Annotated in this window: 11 protein-coding genes; 4 read left to right on the top strand and 7 right to left on the bottom strand. The window is 32.2% G+C overall.

What is annotated here, in order from left to right:
* Nucleotides 1–220: 220 nt before the first annotated feature.
* Nucleotides 221–688 carry a DinB family protein gene (locus CKW03_RS08005; protein ID WP_093095642.1) on the bottom strand — a complete coding sequence of 156 codons (468 nt, stop codon included), beginning with the start codon at nt 686–688 and terminating at the stop codon, nt 221–223.
* Between the two features lie 480 nt (nt 689–1168).
* Here CKW03_RS08005 and CKW03_RS08000 point away from each other — a divergent pair, with 480 nt between their 5' ends.
* Nucleotides 1169–1564 (top strand): helix-turn-helix domain-containing protein, encoded by a 396-nt coding sequence (locus CKW03_RS08000; protein WP_093095640.1) that lies wholly within the window; start codon nt 1169–1171, stop codon nt 1562–1564.
* A gap of 472 nt (nt 1565–2036) precedes the next feature.
* Here CKW03_RS08000 and CKW03_RS07995 read toward each other — a convergent pair whose 3' ends face one another.
* The 6 genes from CKW03_RS07995 to CKW03_RS07965 form a co-directional block, all read right to left on the bottom strand.
* The gene (locus tag CKW03_RS07995) at nt 2037–3362 is read right to left on the bottom strand and encodes a metal-dependent hydrolase family protein (protein WP_093095639.1); all 1326 of its coding nucleotides are present in this window, start codon (nt 3360–3362) and stop codon (nt 2037–2039) included.
* Between the two features lie 1601 nt (nt 3363–4963).
* Nucleotides 4964–7900: an RNA-directed DNA polymerase gene (locus tag CKW03_RS07985; RefSeq protein WP_093095636.1), complete on the bottom strand. Its 2937-nt coding sequence runs from the start codon at nt 7898–7900 to the stop codon at nt 4964–4966.
* 495 nt (nt 7901–8395) lie between these two features.
* A complete protein-coding gene (locus CKW03_RS07980) occupies nt 8396–8947 on the bottom strand; it encodes a hypothetical protein (RefSeq protein ID WP_093095635.1) in 552 nt (183 codons plus the stop codon).
* Between the two features lie 733 nt (nt 8948–9680).
* Nucleotides 9681–10610, bottom strand: coding sequence for a HipA domain-containing protein (locus CKW03_RS07975; RefSeq protein ID WP_093095633.1), 930 nt, complete (start codon nt 10608–10610; stop codon nt 9681–9683).
* Nucleotides 10603–10938 carry a HipA N-terminal domain-containing protein gene (locus tag CKW03_RS07970; protein WP_093095632.1) on the bottom strand — a complete coding sequence of 112 codons (336 nt, stop codon included), beginning with the start codon at nt 10936–10938 and terminating at the stop codon, nt 10603–10605. Before CKW03_RS07970 ends, CKW03_RS07975 begins: the two co-directional genes overlap by 8 nt.
* Nucleotides 10938–11141 (bottom strand): type II toxin-antitoxin system Y4mF family antitoxin, encoded by a 204-nt coding sequence (locus CKW03_RS07965; RefSeq protein WP_093095630.1) that lies wholly within the window; start codon nt 11139–11141, stop codon nt 10938–10940. The genes CKW03_RS07970 and CKW03_RS07965 overlap by 1 nt, the downstream gene beginning before the upstream one ends.
* 858 nt (nt 11142–11999) lie before the next feature.
* On the opposite strand from CKW03_RS07965, the gene CKW03_RS07955 reads away from it, so the two are divergent.
* The 3 genes from CKW03_RS07955 to CKW03_RS07945 all read left to right on the top strand — a co-directional run bounded on the left by CKW03_RS07955 (nt 12000) and on the right by CKW03_RS07945 (nt 17510).
* Nucleotides 12000–12578, top strand: a complete 579-nt coding sequence (locus tag CKW03_RS07955) for an RNA polymerase sigma factor (protein ID WP_093095626.1) — start codon at nt 12000–12002, stop codon at nt 12576–12578.
* A 50-nt stretch (nt 12579–12628) separates the two neighbouring features.
* Nucleotides 12629–13810 carry a FecR family protein gene (locus CKW03_RS07950; RefSeq protein ID WP_139185415.1) on the top strand — a complete coding sequence of 394 codons (1182 nt, stop codon included), beginning with the start codon at nt 12629–12631 and terminating at the stop codon, nt 13808–13810.
* Nucleotides 13811–13922: 112 nt separating this feature from the next.
* On the top strand, nt 13923–17510 hold the full coding sequence (locus CKW03_RS07945; protein WP_093095622.1) for a TonB-dependent receptor: 3588 nt from the start codon (nt 13923–13925) through the stop codon (nt 17508–17510).
* Nucleotides 17511–17524: the final 14 nt, after the last annotated feature.

The raw sequence follows: 17524 nt of genomic DNA, 5'->3' as shown, positions 1-17524 counted from the left end.
AGCTCATTGAATGAAACAATCCTCATAATCCGAATTAAGTATTAGTAGGAACGAAAATGATTAACAATGTAAAATCGATTTAGAAAAACTATTCATGATAATTTACATACCTTTCGATTCAAATTCATTTTCATAAAAGAAGATCCAATGCTGAGTTTAATAAATTATTTCCAGATTTTTAAATATTAAGAACACTGCCATCAATCAATTAAAAGAAATTTCAAATCAACAATTTATATTTTATATAATCGGTCTGTATTGGTTCAATTTCCTGTTTACGAAGTTCAGTAGCAATTTGAGCCCTGTGGTAGTTTGAATGGTTAATAATGTGAAACATGATATCCTTAATCATGCAACTATAATCATTATTGTCCTTCATTTGGAAATCAATCATCTTTAAAGAATTATCCTTTAGCAGCATATCTTTTGATATCGAATGATTAGATTCATCTAAATCACCCATCATAGGTACAGAGTGTATTTGCCAGATTTCCCAATGTTCATTATTTTGCATTATTCTGTTATTCCAGATTCGATGTGCATTCAATATGTGACTTAAAAGTTTTATTGATTGTTCTGAAACCTGATCTTGATAAAGCAAGAATAATTTAATCAATTCATGATTACAATGACGATTATAATCAAACATTTCATTTAGAAAACAATCCGAAGTTTGATGTAAATGCATTAATAAATATAAAAGATATTACTCAATAAAATAGTCATGATAATGAATTTACCTTATTTTACATGGAATTTTCAACTAAGTTGGTCAAGTTTTAATGGTATAAATTGGTGTAAATTTCAAAAAAACATAGCTCATTAAAATTTTATTTGCATAATCATATTCGTCGTTCGTTACCCTTTTATTGTAAAAATGGATAATATGGTAAAATAAATCATATTTAAAATACTATAAAATACATCATACTATTATTTCAATTCATCTTCTTTTAAGGTATAACAAACATTTAGAGTAAAAAGTGCATTTAGTAGTTTCATTATTATTTTTTAATATTGTCTATATCAATTGCCAATAATTATATCTTTTTGTATTTGATAATTAAGTTCATTAACCTCAATATATATTTAATAAAGGGACTGATGTTGAATCAATTGTTTTAATATATTTTGTTAACCTTTATATTTGACCTTAAAAATAATATACATGGAAAATAATTTGGACCTTCAAAATAAACAAAATGATTATTTAAGCCCTGATATTGAGAATAGAATTTTAGAATTACTAAAGGATTGGGAACAAACGAATGGATTTATACAAAGAGATATTAAATTAGCACATTTAGCAAAAGCCTTAGGTTTTAATAGAAAATATATCTCTTATGTTATCAATAAAAATTTAAACAAAAGCTTCCCAAATTACATAAACGACCTTAGACTTAGTTTTATTGAGAATATGATTGGTGAATTTGAACCAAATTCAAAATTAAATCTGACCTCATTGGCAAAATTGGCAGGTTTTTCAAGCTATTTTAAGTTTGCTCACTATATAAAAAAAACCTATGATATGAATCCAACCTATTATTTTAGGAGAAAAAGATAATGACCATTTTTTCTACATTAATAAAGTATTTTTAAATCTTTTTTTTAAATCGGAGACCGGTTAATATTAAAAAGTAAATGTAATTTAAAAATTAAATTACACACATATATTATTATGAATTAAATTTGACATCTCTAAAAGAAACTTTATAGAGAAATATATTGATAATTTTTAGGAAAGATAAAAATCCTTTGGATTGAATTGATTTTCTGCTTATTTTTAGCTATCCAAAATATTGATTTGTAAAATTACTTTATTAATTAGTAGTTTAGGGTTAACACATATCCCTCGTCTAATACGAGGGATTTTTTGCTGTTTAATATATACTTATCTATTCATTATTTTGAGATCATTAATTCCATAATTAAATAACTGAATCATTTGGGTTTTCCTTTATGTCACCGAATCCAAAGCAAATAATTAAATTTAAAAATGATTATTTAATTGTTCCTAAATTAATGAATAATCATTTTTATCTATGACTTAAGTCTTTGAATATTTTCCCATCCTTCATGATAACAATAAACTTCATTTTTGGTTGAGTCAGCAGCGACAAGTCCTTGAAAGGATCTCCGTCAACCAATATTAAATCTGCCAAAGCATTTTCCTCAACTACACCTAATTTACCTAAATAAGGACTTCTCAAACCAGACATTTGCAATAACTCGGCATTATCTTTTGTGATCATTTTTATTATTTCTGAATTTTCAAACCATTGCTGCAATTTTAAAATATAATGATTTTGTTGAGCGTTTAATTCCGGTTCAAACAAGAAATCAGTTCCCCATGCCAATTTTACACCTAATTTCTTTGCCATGGGCCAAACTTTGGCCTGTCCCTCCAACACAGGTTTCCTTTTGGCTTTTCTTTCCTCACTCATGTCATCGGTATCACCCACCAAATTTTGAAGGCTTAACCAAATTTTTTTATCGGCAAGAATTTTAAGTGTTTCTTCATCTAACATTTGCCCATGTTCAACGCATTTCACACCCGCATTAATTGCTCGCTGTACAGCCTTCGGGGTATACGCATGAACCGTCACATAAGTTCCCCAATCTTCAGCAGCTTCTACAGCCGCTTTCATTTCATCAAAGGTGTATTGAGTTACATCAATAGGGTCATATGCCGAGGAAGTGCCGCCACCTGCCATTAGCTTTATCTGGCTTGCACCAAATCTCAAATTCTCTCTTACAGCTGTAAGTATTTCATCACGACCGTCAGCAATAAAAGTAGCTCCAAATCTTTCAGCCCGAGAAACCACCCCGGTAAAACGTCTAGAAGGTTCAGACGCCGAACGGAAGTCTCCGTGTCCAGAGGTTTGGCTTATTGTTGCCCCGGAGGGCCATATCCTAGGTCCTATCAATTTTCCATTGTCTATTGCTAACTTAAGAGGAAATATTGGCCCTCCAGCGTCACGGACACTTGTAAAACCTCTCATTAGCATTTTTTCCGAAGAAGAGCCAATTTTTTCAATAACAAACTCTTCAGAAAGGTCATTTGTCATCATTTCTCCCATGGTTAAAGATCCAAAAACTAAATGAACATGAACATCAATGAGCCCTGGAATTAATGTTTTCCCCTTTCCTTGGATAATTAAAGAATTATTACCATTTTCAGGAATCTTGCTACGACTAATTTTTTTTATGGTATTTCCTTCAATTAAAACGTTAAAAGGTCCTGATAAAGCGCCCTTCTCATAATCGTATAAATTAACATTTTCAAATAATACATTTGCATGTTGTGAAAATGCTGGATAGATATTAATTATCAGGAATAAAGTTATAATAATTGCTTTCATATAGTTAAGTTTTAGATGGCTTACGCAGGAATCCTGCTGTCAGGAATAATATAATAAAATTCACATTTTAAATCAATTATTTGATTAAAATTCATTTAAAGCGATTTTTTTATAAAAAGACTTTCAGAATTATTACTTATATTTTTAATTCTGATCTTTTAACTCTAAAATCAGCCTTATAAATGAACAATACTACTATAAAAATATTTAAGAAGTATGAGGGCTATAAACTTTATTGCCAAATTAATAGTATTACCATAATGACCATAGAAAATAATGTTAAGATGATAAATGCATAGAAAAATAATCTTACTGTCCTATTTTCTCTATCCACTTCAAAACCTGCGGACCAAAAATATTCTTTCAATTTGCATAGGTAATAGTTAAATTTTGATCCAATTCTATCAAAGTATTTCATTGATTATTTTTATATTATCTCCACTAACAATTGATATTCAATATTTATTGAGGTACGTAAATTGGGCCAAAATTAAATGAACTATCTAACAAAGAATATACCTACCCTTAGGTATATTCAAAAAGGATTACTAGCTGGATAACGATACACAATCGAATTTATCTAACCTAAAAGTAAGAAAATGCTTGTGTGATTTAGTTCGAATTAAAAGAACTCATTTTTAATGATTCGTTTTCTAATTTGTATTTTCAATTCTTTATATATAATTTAGATTACTAGCTTGAATTAAAATTTAATATTAAAATATTATTTAACTATCACTAGCTATCGAATCCCTGGTCAAATTTAAGTTGTGACTTCTTAAATAGACTAGGGATTCAAATATGTTCTTATTTAGAAGAATTTCCAAAATATCAAATGGCTCCCATGCACAATGGATAAAACAATTTCTAAACAAATTATTAATATTTTTGTAGTATTAATAAGCAAATAAAAAAACAGTTAGAATTTAATGCCACCATTCTAAAGAAATGGTGGCAATTTTTATCAAAACAGTTTTCTTTGGTACAGAAGAAAAAACTCTACATAAAAAGAATTTCATACATACCAACTTCCTTCAAAATGATAATTTATCATTTACTTTCGAGAAATTCTAATATCTTAATTTCTTTACCGTCACTTGGAAAATAATATTTCATCATAAAAATAATATTTCATTAAGCAGATTATTTATTCCCCACCTTTATTATTTATTCATGTATTATAAAATTCCCCAACCTAACTAAATATTGAACCCTTCCAGAAAAAACAATATTGAATTAATAATTTCACTTTTATCCTCATCATCTCCACAAGGAACAACTGATTATCAATCAGTTATGTTTTTAACACCACAAAACGCACCACTAAAATAGTGGTGCGTTATTTTTAGTTTGTAACCTTGATGAATAAATAAATCATTGAATGATCTTTACCCCACCGATAACCTCTTTAAAACGAATAAAAAAGCCGTAAATTAGATCCAGGCTCCTATTTACCCCTATACTGAATTTTTACTGCTAATAATTATTCATGTTTCTACATAAGTAATTTTCTGAAAAGTTTTTTCATTTTGCTTGTTAAACTTTTCCATGTTTAGATCTCATTTAAAAGCAAAATAGGTTTCATATTACATTATGATTAATTACTTGAGTTTTCTCTCATTGGAAACTTGAAAACCAGTTGGAAATGGCTTAAAAGGCCTATCTGGTGATATTTGATTCGTTTGATAATCTCTCAACTCTTTAAAGTTAATCTCAGAAATAATGAACGAATCTAAAGTTCCTCCATGTATTTTTTGAAGATCTCTTCTCCAAGAATCTTTATATGGAGCTCTAATTCTTGTGTCACCATATTGCTTATTATTGCAAATAGAAACAAAACAATGAAGATCAAGACATGCGGAATTAATTAAGTGTTGATAAGTTTCCAAATCAGGATTCCAAGCAACAACAAACAATAAATCAATATTTCCTCTCAAAACAGAACGATTATTAATATCTAACAAATCGTTGCATATTAATCCGCTGAAAATAAAACCATTATGCTTAACAACTAACTTTTTTTCAAATTTTGGGACAATACTAAGTCCGTTTTTATTATAGATTTCTTTACTTTCATGAATAGCTCCAAATAACTTAGATTGGTATAATGCAATCGACCCACTTCTATTATCATCAGAATTCAGTATATAAACCAATTGATTATCTACCGTTAAACCAGAAATTTTATATTCTAATCCAGCAATTAAATTAACGCCAACAAAGCTTAGTTTCTTAGCGATATGAACATACATATTCCTAGGTAAAGAAAGTTCATGAAACACTAAATAATCTATTGATTTGCTCTCTTTTATTACATCATTTACAATCTTAATCAATCTATCAAACCTAGTTACATCTGGCTCATCATTCAATATTCTAACTTTTGCATCAAAGGAAATATCATCTGTAAAAAAGTGTGTATTACAAACTCTAGTTTTCGCTTTATTTTTAGTATCTGAAAAATCAACAAAGCTAAAGTTTTTCACATCATCATATTCTTTCTCTTCAGATAAACTGTATTTATGATAATACTTTTCTGCTAGATCTTTAAAACCATCCTTATCTAAAATTTTGTTTTTAAAAGTAACTGTCAATTCAAGCAACGAAGGACGTCTAGTAAAAAAGTAGAACCCCGTTGAATCTGTAATTCCACTGGAATTCTCTTGATAGTTTGTTTTAACATTTATCTTGATAAATTCAATTATACTTTTATTAAAGAAAGTATTGGCTAAATTATCCGAAACAGTAGATAAATTAATGTTATTATTCAAGTATTTAACAAATTCAGGAAATTTATAAAAGGAATCTTTATATGCAATCTTATGTAAGTCCGTGTTAAATAATCGAATCACATTTTTCAGCATATCTTCTTTTGAAGAATTTCCTTTTAATACTTTTGAAACCCAATTCTGGGCATAGTTACTTTGAATTTTATGTAATGAACTATTTGTTAATATATTTTCTGCAATTTTATGATACAAAAAGACCTTTGATTTTTCAAAATACGTTGAATTGATATTTTTTGACACCTTTATATAGCCCATAACACTTTCTAAGGTTTCAAAGTACTTTTTTATTAAATCCTCATTATTTGAATGGATTAGTATACCAAACAACCTAGGCAAGTATTTATTTAAGTCCACAAAATTTTTAAAATCGAAAATATAGCTTTCAATAATATTCAAAAAATTAAATAATCGCTTCCTCCAAACTTGACTATTGTAAGAACAAATAAAAGTTTCAAAACTAACTATCTCCTTTATAAATTTATTCCTTTTTAATATTAGCCCGGTTGATTTTCTGAGACCATTTACTTCTTCGCAAGACTTATTTAAATCGTGAAATAAATCAAGGTTTTCAATCTCTTCATAATCTGAATTGTCAGGAAGTAACTTCCATTCACTAGAATTTTTATTTATAGCTTTTTTTAATTGGTTAACTTCTATTTTATCTTCAATTCCATTAAAAACAAAAATATTCTCTTTTTCTGGATTAAACTTTAAATATGTATCAAATCCTTCATGAAATATTGAATTATTGTCATATATTACAAAACTTTTTAAGGGTTTTAATATATCTTTTAAACACAATTGGTCATTCGTATATCCAGAATACTCTACAGCAATAATTAGATCATCTACATATCTTCCATAATATAATGGCTTCAAGTTATCAATAATGTCTTGATCAAAATCTAATAAATAAATATTAGCTAAAACTCTTGATGCATTAAGAGTTAAAGGAAGTCCAAAGTTTTTATTATCTAAATTATTAATATTGCTATCAAAAAAATCTTGATAATTTTTGTTATTAAGATCATTAAAATGTTCAATCATTTGAAATAAAAGTTCATTAATAAAAAGATCTGTTTTGTTAAAACTATGCTTTTTAATTAATTTATCTACCTTAAACCTTAGCTCACTTATCTCAATTGAATGATAATATTTTTTTAAATCAGATGTAATAACCAATACATTTTTATCTTCCTTAATTATATTAAAAAGATCATTTTGCCATTTTTTATAATCATTAAAATATGGCTTATAAAGAGTATGGTTTTGTTTATAATAAGGAATATTAATACTATCATCGTATTTCTTAAGCCTGCAGCCGTAAACATTATCAGGAAAATCGAGATCTAATTTATATCCAATCCGATTTAACCAGAGACCTCCAATTATTTGAAAATAAATTGATAAATCTCCAATGAACCTAAACCCAATATTTTTAATCTCAAATAAATTACGATCAAGATTTTTAATTGATTTTTTTACATCAACAGATGCTTTTTTAGAAAAATCAATATCCTTTAAGATAAACTCTGAAAAACCAATATTTTCGTGATTATTAAAGAATCGTTGGGTTTCATTTTTATTACCATTTAATACAGAAAGAAGATTATTGATATTGCTTTCAATATTCTCTTCAAATAAAAGAATCTTATCCAGTTTAATATAATCTTTTTCATAGAACAACTCTCTTTTCACCTTTCTATAAGTAAACAAGAGTTCTTCTTTAGTAATTGAAACTTTATTCATATGTTTTGATGGTTATGTTAAAAAAATAATAAAAATATAGGTGTATAAAAATTGAGTTTTATCCCCTATCCCCTAGCTCCTAAACCATTGTCAAAAACCTGTTCAAAATCATTTGGTTTTATAAGTCACACCTTCAATTTTGGAAGAACGATCGGATAGTTTAGGTTTCACCAACATTGTAACGAAGACATCATTTCAAAGCGTTTTTATGTTAGAAAAAAAATTCCAATAAAAAGTTCTAGCTTACACGAGCCCAACTGTCCTTCTAAACTTTTCTCTGACTTAGCTGATTGAAGTTAGACAAGAATAAAATTATCAAAATCATCCACTAAACTATCTAGACTAGTGGTTAAAGGAAGATTTTAATTGTGTTTCTCTTGCTATTTTTTTATTAGCTCGAATGATATTTTCTCCTAGAAACGAAGTACGTTCAAAGGCTAATCTCTCGTATGGTCCATAAAGTTATTCTCAAATGATTGTCAAGTTGAACATTCATCATCTTCTATTAAAAAGATGTAATTCTAAATCCGCTAATGATTCAAACGCTGCCTCAGGTAATTCTATCTTTGGGATTTTTTTATCTTTTAATACTTGTTTAGCATAGGCAATTACATAATAATATTTCCCATCGGTAAGATCGAATTGAGTCCATGGTTGAATATCTTTGATATTTAATCTCTCTTGAATAATCCTATCCACCGGAAAATGTGGCGGACGTTCAATATTACCAACTACCCATTGATATTTTAAATATAAATTGAGAAGCTTTTGGCTAATTCCAAAGTTTAATGACCCTCTTGAAAAAATATCAGCATATTTTTTTGAAAATTCTAATACTTCAACAATATTCTCAATGTGTTTAGATTCTAAAACCTCACTTTTATATTCTGGTAAAATCTTTGTGTCGATATGTAATCTCAAAGCACTTTTAAACTCTGATTTACGTTTCTCAAGAGTTTTAGTTGTAGGTTTATAACAATATGCTCTTTGAAATGCACCAAGCATTGTCAAACCCCATAATTCATTGTTTAAAAAAATATCTCTCATTAAAATTAGTTTATTATTGTTATTATAATAAATGCTACCCAAATGGTTTCTGCAACATTGCCTACTTAAATGCTTGCATTTGCATTAATTGTTCGTCAACTTTATTTATCCTTATATTATGGAAATATTTTAACTACCGCACTTTGTTAGTTGGCTAAAAACAAACATGTTGTAAGGAAAGAAAATCAATTTTGGTTTTTGGTGCTAGCTTTCCAAGTTGTTTAATCATTAATCTTAAGCATATCAACTTGAAATAAATCGTTGAAGTCCTCTCCTGAATCGGCGTCAACCGTCGACTGATTGAATTAATTAAGGATGGCCTCCAGTTTCCAAGATATTTTCCTTACTTAGGCTAAAGTAGCAAACAGCTATTTTGGTTCTAAAAATAGCCCAACATTCCTAATGGTTCTTCTTTGATAGAAACTATCCTCTCCTCATCAGTGGCGAACGCACATTTTTTTTCGAATTCGTCATGCAATAGGTAATTAGCGAATAAATGCTTTTTCCCGGAAAGGATTTTGAAGAAAACAAAACCTAAAATATAGTTAAGTTTTTCGTAAATACTTTTTCTTCCTCTTAAGGATACTTCTTATTTCCCACAGCTTTTGCACTTGTTGTTCTGTTGACATATATTGGTAATATTAATATTGCGCGCTATAAACCGTACATAATAGGGTTAAATATACTTATGAAAACTAAAAAAAAATACGGGAAACCATAATGATGGCAAGCTTTAACTAAAGTTTAATTTATTTAATTTAACTTCAAATATCTGTTGATATCTTTCCTTAAATTCAGGATTTAAAAAACTTCGACTAATCCAATCTTCCACTTTACCTTTTTGCTTTGAAAAATCTTTATAGACATTATCTCGAACTAATTCAGAAATACCCAAGCTTTTTGCGAATTGATCGAAATCAACTTTCTTAATTTTTCTTTTGCGCCCGGTAAGGGTCAAAGCTAAATCTTCATAATCTTTCGGATAAATCAGGTTTACATTCAACAAATCATAGGCTGGTGAGAGTAAAATATCTCCTTCTGAGTGAATCAATGAGAAATTTTTTAGGTGCATATCATTATTCCCCGTCAGAAAACTAAACAATACTAGTCTAAAATATTTGATTATATCTAAACCTGAGTTGGTCGCAAATTGCCTTATTATCTTTCCAGCTCTTTCGTAAGAACTTTTATATTTCTGCTCAGTCAATAATTCTGAGAGCTGACATAAATCCTCCACATGGATTTTCTCTCCTGACTGCCTATCAAATCTTTTCGTAAGGTATGCTAATTCTCCAGTCGAAGTACGGATTAAGGTATGCTCGGCTGTTTCAATCTTAAATAATTCAGCAAGGTGCATCGTTAAATCTTCCACTTCAGGCATAAATGGGAAGTTATCAGATTGTGGCTTCAAAATATATTCTCCCCAGAGACCAACCAAGGTCAAACGCTTATCTCCTCTTTGTCCTTCAAGAGTTAAGGAAATTTTAGGTTGCACTCCTGTTAAGGCTAATCGCTCATTAACAGTAATTTGGGCCAAGCTATTCAATTTCTCTCGATCCAGTTCTAAGTAAGGCATATCTGCTGTACCAAAGAATTTTTTAGAGCAACTGGGATGGTAATCACCATTTTCAACGGGTTTATAACAGAATAAACAATTAGCCATTTCCTTCCGCCTCCATCGGATATACAGAGACAGCTCCAATGGTATCTCTACATAGGTTTATTAATAATTCAAAACGATCTCTAGGATTCAGTTTCCAATGCTTTTCTCCTATTTCTAATAACCATCCTTCAGGTATGAGGCCATCAAAAAAAGGAAACAGCACATTGCTATGATAAATTACTTCAGTCAATGGAAGGGTCAAACTAACAGCTTTAGGATCAGAAGAATCTAAATACTGCTGATCATACCAAAAAGTATAGCCAGCATCCCCTTCTTCAAGGTATCCTGCCAATTGATTTTGGTAGAAGATTTTTGCCTTACGTGCCATTATTCCCTGGATTTATCTATTACACCAACTTCTTTTCCAAATAGCGCTAGAACATCATTAACTTTGTCCAATCGAAGGGTTTTCTTACCCTGTTCTAAATCTCGAACAAATCGCAAACCTACACCTGCATTTAATGCCAAATCTTCTTGGGTAAGCTTTAATTCCTTACGTTTTTGTTTTACAAATATCCTTAAAGATTCCATAATTATACCTTTTCTGATATAAATATAATTAAAATACTGTAAACTATACTACTTCGGGTATAAATATTTAATTCACCAACTATTTATACCCTAAAAGGTATAAAATAAAAAAACGAATGATTACCTTCGAAAAATCACTACTGTTTTCTTTTATTAATAAATCACTTAAATATAATTATGAGTCCCGAATTATTAGTTCCAACCAATGTTGTCAAGTAAACTTTCTGTGTACACAAAAGTACTTCTTGCATAAGACCGAAACCTTAATAGAATTATATAAAAAGTGCCTTAGGATCCACCTAAGGATTTGAAGACATTTCAACCTATTTTATCACTTTAAACAATTTTAAACCATTCATTTTAGGCACAATTAATATAAACATAGAATTGATTTCGAGAAATCGCTTACACCCATTATCGATGATGATACCAGAGTTGAATATCCTTGAAAGTAGCGTAAGCCTATCTATGAACTTTAATAATCCACACAACCTAAAGATCAGCTCCAATCCATTGTCCGAATCCATATTATTATCCAAAAGATCATTCCTCTTTTCTCTTAGATGGCTTTTTGGTAGATTCCCCTTCCACAGCCTGCTGTTAACTAGTCACAGGTAGGATATTTAGATGTATCAATCTGATATTGGTTAATGGTTGTTTTTGCTTTCAAACTCATGATACTATTTGCATTGAATTTATCGATGTTTAAACAGGGAATTTTGAAGGCACAATCGATAAGATAAAAAAATTTAAAAAACGATAATTAAATAAATAATAATCTTTACATTTTATTAAACTTGAATTAACAATTCATTTATCTTTATAATGTTCCTTTGACCAAAAATAACCTAACCAAGGATGAAAGCACATGATTTAGATCTTGATGATGATCAGTTTCAACTTTTTCAAGAAGGAAATGAAAAAGTATTTAAGTTAGTTTTTGATCGATTTCACAAGATTTTGTTCCGCTACGCCTATGCTGCATTAAACGACGTTTATAAAAGCGAGGACATTGTCCAAACTGCCTTTATTCAATTATTTAAGAACAAAACACGGATCAGCAGTCCAGAGGCCCTTTACCCCTACATTTTTGTTATTACAAAAAGATTGGTTGTAAAAGCTTTCAAGGAACATATCCTCAACCTTAGTGAACAGTTGCAAAACAAACAAATGGAGGTGACTTGTGAAGAAACAGAGCAGGAGTTAAAATCAAGAGATCTAAAGAGCATACTTAATCAATTGATTGATCAACTGCCCCAAAAGCAGGGAGAGATATACCGATTGAGTAAACTTCAAGGCTATTCTTATGACGAGATTTCTTCGATTACTGGGAGTTCTCGGAATACAGTGAAGAATCAGCTCATCACGGCATCTAAAAAAATTAAAAGCAACCTAGAAAAGCTATATCTGATTATTTTTTACTTTTTTTTCATGTAGACTAGTCCTTTTTCTTTTCCATTGCCTTTATAGTGGAAAAGAAAGACCAATTGAAAAAAGAAGAACTAAAACACTTAATCCAAAAATATAAGGATAATCAATTAACTACAGATGAGATACAGCGTCTGAAGGAGGCATTCCATACGGAAGAGTTTGAGTCTATTTTTGATCAAGCCACCGAGGAATTTTTCCTTGAGATTAGAGACCCTTCTAGAGAAATAGATTCCGAGAATCTTTACAATAGCATATCTCGGAAAATTTACCTTCAAAAAAAGCAACCTTATAGATTAAGAAATTGGTTTTATATCACAGCTGCTTCTGTAGCAGCGACTATTCTGCTATTCTTTTATTTCAATACATCCATCATTTCGAATTCGACTGAAGAAATTGCCTTAGCAAAACAAGAAAAGAATATCATCCTTCCGGGTGGTGCAAAAGCCAAGTTGGTATTGGAAGATGGGCAAATCGTTGATCTTGCTAATTTACCTGCTGATACGACTTTACAACTCGCAGGCTATACAATCATCAAAAACGCAAAAGGTGAACTTACTTATACCTTGAAGGATTCAAAACTTGCTTCAGCGGGTCTATACAACACAATCGTTACCCCAAGGGGTGGTGAATATAACCTTCAGCTTCCCGATGGCAGTAAGATATCTGTGAACGCCTCGTCAACGATTCGATACCCACTCCAATTCGATAGAGAAAAAAGAGAGGTTGAACTTGATGGGGAAGCGTACTTTGAGGTGAAGCAGATGGTTAAAAATAATAAGACAATTCCCTTCATTGTAAAAACCAGAGAACAGACGCTTAAGGTACTCGGCACGTCGTTTAATATTAACTCATATAGTGACCGAATTGAAACGACATTGGTAGAAGGAAAGGTTGAATTAAGCTATCCAAACAGCAAAGGCAGATTGCTAAACCCCAATCAACAAAGTAGGTATCATTCCAAGGATGAATCTTTTGATATAAAGGACGTTGATCCATTTTATATGATCGCATGGAAGAATGGGAATTTCGCATTCGAAAATGCTTCGTTGAGTACTGTGATGAAGGATTTAGAACGCTGGTATGATGTTGAAGTTGAGTACCGGGGTAATATTTCGAAGATTAGATTTTCGGGGACAATCTCAAAATATGAGCATATAGAAAAAGTTTTAAAAGCCATTGAGCTAACAGGAAGTGTGAAATTTAAGATTGAAGAAAGGAGGATAATCGTAATGAACTAAACTTACTCTTCACATTTATCGAAAAAGCAGGAGCGTTAGGACCGCTCCTGAGTAATTGATAAATAGTTCGACTGATAGTACGCTAAATATTAACTAATCAACCGACTTACAAATGTATAAAAAAATCAAAATTATCTCCAGCATTGGAGACATTGTACATCGAAAACCTAATTATCTATCGATGAAACTAGCTATTACCCTTATGTTTGCCTCTGTGTTTCAAGCTAGCGCTTTCACCTTCGGACAAACGGTCACATTAAAAAAGAAGAACGTTAGTATGACTAATGTTCTAAAGGATATTCAAAAGCAAAGTGGCTATAACATTTTCTACGACAGTTCTTTTTTCCCAAGTAATTTATTTGTCAGTGTAGATTTTAATAAAAAGCCCTTTGACAAAGCGCTGGAAAGTTTATTAAAGGATTATGCGATCGATTATAACATCGTTGACAAGAATGTGATTTTACGTAGGAAGCCCGCTGCTTCACAAGCGGTAAATACACTTCCGAAAGAAACATCTTCGGTACTTCAAACCCAGATACGCGGAACGATTAAGAGCGCGGACGGCGAACCTCTTTCAAATGTATCCGTAACGGAGAAAGGCGGTACGGCAAGTACTATGAGTGATGAACAAGGTAACTTTGAAATTACCGTTTCGAAAGCAAATGCGGTCCTTGTCATCAGTAATATCGGCTTCGAAAAGCAAGAAATAGATGTTTCAAATCGCAGTACTGTTCAAGTTGTTCTTCTACCAGCATTGACTGAAGTTGACGAGGTTGTCGTGGTAGGCTACGGCGAACAGAAAAAGGTCAACCTAACGGGAGCCGTAAGCCAGATTTCCGGTGAGGAATTTGAAGATCGTCCTGTTACCCAACTGACGCAAGCACTACAAGGAAATGTTCCGAACCTAAATATTGTTTTCGGGTCCGGACAACCCGGAACCAGCGGCTCTGTTAATGTCAGAGGAAATACTTCCATCAATGGTGGTGGTCCATTAATCCTCATTGATGGTATACTAGGGACCTTAGACCGTGTAAATGTGAATGATGTAGAATCTGTGACGGTTCTTAAGGACGCATCGGCGGCGGCTGTATATGGTGCAAGAGGCGCGTTTGGTGTAATCCTTGTAACTACGAAAAAAGGGAAAGTTGACGGCCAAGCATCTATAGATTATTCCGCAAACTTCGGATTTACTACACATGCTACCAATACGGATTTTATCACATCGGGATATTGGAATGCCAAGATTAACGACGATGCGATGTACAACGCCTTAGGATATCGTACGACCCGATATACCGACGAAGATTATGAAGAGCTGTTGGCCCGTGTAAATGATAAAACAGAAGATCCATCAAGACCATGGGTTGTCGTTAAGAAAGATGCAAGTGGAAATGACATCTATCGCTATTACGCAAATTTTGATTGGTTCAATTACCTTTACGACAACAATCGTCCTAAATCTGACCATAACATAACACTAAGTGGTATGTCTGGAAAGACGAGTTATGCCTTATCAGGTGCATTATCTAATGAACAAGGTATCTTTAATATCCAACCCGATAAATTCAAACGCTATAACTTACGCGCGAACATATCGACAGAAATTAGACCTTGGTTAACTGTGAGCAATGGTACCCATTTCTTTAAATCCTCATACGATTGGGCTGGACTTTCAACAAATTTCAATCAAGTCTCTAACAACGTAAGCAACAGTCCTACCTATCACTATCACGCGATGTATGTCCCGAGAAACCCTGATGGAACTTTGACAGGCTATTCAGGAATCAATAGTTATCCGATCGGATATGGACTTCACAATGCTTTAGAAAGCGGCACGATGAAAGGCTATAATAATGGCACTGAATTTACCAACAAAACCGAAGCTATCATAAATCTTGGAAAAGGCCTGACATTGACAGGTAATTATTCCTATCGCGAATACAGGGGGGAAAACAGTTATCGTCAAACCAAACAGTATTATTCGAAATACCCTGGCGTAATGGAATTGTCCTCGTTAGGAGCCTTAAACCAAGATAGATTGACGGAAGCGATGAGCAAATATTCATGGCATTTCATCAACGTCTTTGCGAACTATCAAAAAAGTTTCGGCGATCATAACATCGTTGCAATGGCAGGTTTCAACCAGGAAGACCGAAAGTATAAACGCATCGGAGGAGTTGGACAAGACTTATTATCTGAGACTTTAAATGATTTAGATCTTGTTATTGGTGAAAAGCAGTTTAATGGTGGTGCAGATGAATGGGCAGTTCGTGGAGGATTTTATAGATTAAACTATGATTATAAAGGCAAATATTTATTTGAAACAAGTGGTCGATACGATGGTACGTCACGATTCCCTAAATCAAGTCGCTTTGGATTCTTCCCGTCTTTTTCTGCTGGATGGAGGGTTAGTGAAGAAGCATTCTTCCAACCGATCAAGAATACAATCAATAATTTAAAAGTACGCTATTCATACGGCTCATTAGGAAATCAGGAAGTAGATACCTACGCATATATTGCTTCCATGGGAACTGGCCAAATCAACTATTTAGTAGATGGTCAGAAACTGAATGTAACCTACAATCCTGCACCAGTTGCGCCATCACTAACTTGGGAAAAAATCAGCACCAGCAATATAGGTTTGGATTTCTCTCTCTTAAACAACCGTTTAAATGTTGAATCGGACTATTACGTTCGTAACACGATTGGCATGTTAAGTATAGGAGAAACCCTTCCGGATGTATTCGGTGCCGGCGAACCAAAGGTAAATGCGGCGGATTTAAGAACTAAAGGTTTTGACCTATCGCTTACATGGCGAGATCAATTAAACTTAGCCAGCAAGCCTTTCAATTACTCTGTGAGGGCAATTCTATCTGATTACACATCCGAAATTACCAAATTCAGTAACCCTGCCGGTTTGTTGAACACTTATTATGTAGGTCAGCAATTAGGCGAGATATGGGGCTATCGTTACGACGGATTCTTCAAAACAACTGAAGAGGCACAAGCCTACGCTCAAATTGTCAACCAAGATCAGATCAATAGACGAAGAGTACAGGCACCTACAGAGGATTTGCGCAGGTTACAAGCAGGAGACATCAAGATCAAAGATCTGAATGGTGATGGAATTATCAACGCTGGAAAAAGCACCCTTTCAGATCCAGGTGATCGTGAGATAATCGGTAATAGCCAACCGCGCTATTCATACGGATTAACTCTTAGTGCGAACTGGAATGGGATCGACGCTTCTGTATTTTTCCAAGGAATCGGAAGAAGACATTGGTATCCAAACTTGGAAGCACAAGCCTTCTGGTCGGTATACGCAAGACCGTATGATTCATTCATCCCTAGCGACTTCCCAGATAAAATTTGGTCGCCGGAGAACCCAAATGCTTACTTCCCATTCTTACGTGGATATACGGCACAGAATTCCGAACTGTCGGTAAATAACGATATGTATCTACAAGATCTATCCTACTTGAAGATTAGAAACTTAACGGTTGGTTATACATTTCCAACGAGCTTAACGAATAGGATTCACATAAATAAATTCAGACTGTTCATGAGTGGTGAAAACTTGGTTACATGGACGAAATTGAAAACTGATTATATAGATCCTGAGCAAGTGATGACCGATAATACAGGCAGAAGCTATCCAATGGGTAAAGTTGTGTCTTTCGGTGCTCAATTATCCTTTTAACTATTAATAGATTT

Source organism: Sphingobacterium mizutaii (assembly GCF_900187125.1).
Lineage (GTDB): Bacteria > Bacteroidota > Bacteroidia > Sphingobacteriales > Sphingobacteriaceae > Sphingobacterium > Sphingobacterium mizutaii.
This window is presented reverse-complemented; position numbering and strand designations above follow the sequence as displayed.

What these genes read in the sequence shown, in the direction of transcription:
- CKW03_RS08005 (WP_093095642.1), bottom strand. Translation starts at nt 688, where the DNA reads ATGCATTTACATCAAACTTCGGATTGTTTTCTAAATGAAATGTTTGAT.
- CKW03_RS08000 (WP_093095640.1), top strand. Translation starts at nt 1,169, where the DNA reads ATGGAAAATAATTTGGACCTTCAAAATAAACAAAATGATTATTTAAGC.
- CKW03_RS07995 (WP_093095639.1), bottom strand. Translation starts at nt 3,362, where the DNA reads ATGAAAGCAATTATTATAACTTTATTCCTGATAATTAATATCTATCCA.
- CKW03_RS07985 (WP_093095636.1), bottom strand. Translation starts at nt 7,900, where the DNA reads ATGAATAAAGTTTCAATTACTAAAGAAGAACTCTTGTTTACTTATAGA.
- CKW03_RS07980 (WP_093095635.1), bottom strand. Translation starts at nt 8,947, where the DNA reads ATGAGAGATATTTTTTTAAACAATGAATTATGGGGTTTGACAATGCTT.
- CKW03_RS07975 (WP_093095633.1), bottom strand. Translation starts at nt 10,610, where the DNA reads ATGGCTAATTGTTTATTCTGTTATAAACCCGTTGAAAATGGTGATTAC.
- CKW03_RS07970 (WP_093095632.1), bottom strand. Translation starts at nt 10,938, where the DNA reads ATGGCACGTAAGGCAAAAATCTTCTACCAAAATCAATTGGCAGGATAC.
- CKW03_RS07965 (WP_093095630.1), bottom strand. Translation starts at nt 11,141, where the DNA reads ATGGAATCTTTAAGGATATTTGTAAAACAAAAACGTAAGGAATTAAAG.
- CKW03_RS07955 (WP_093095626.1), top strand. Translation starts at nt 12,000, where the DNA reads ATGAAAGCACATGATTTAGATCTTGATGATGATCAGTTTCAACTTTTT.
- CKW03_RS07945 (WP_093095622.1), top strand. Translation starts at nt 13,923, where the DNA reads ATGTATAAAAAAATCAAAATTATCTCCAGCATTGGAGACATTGTACAT.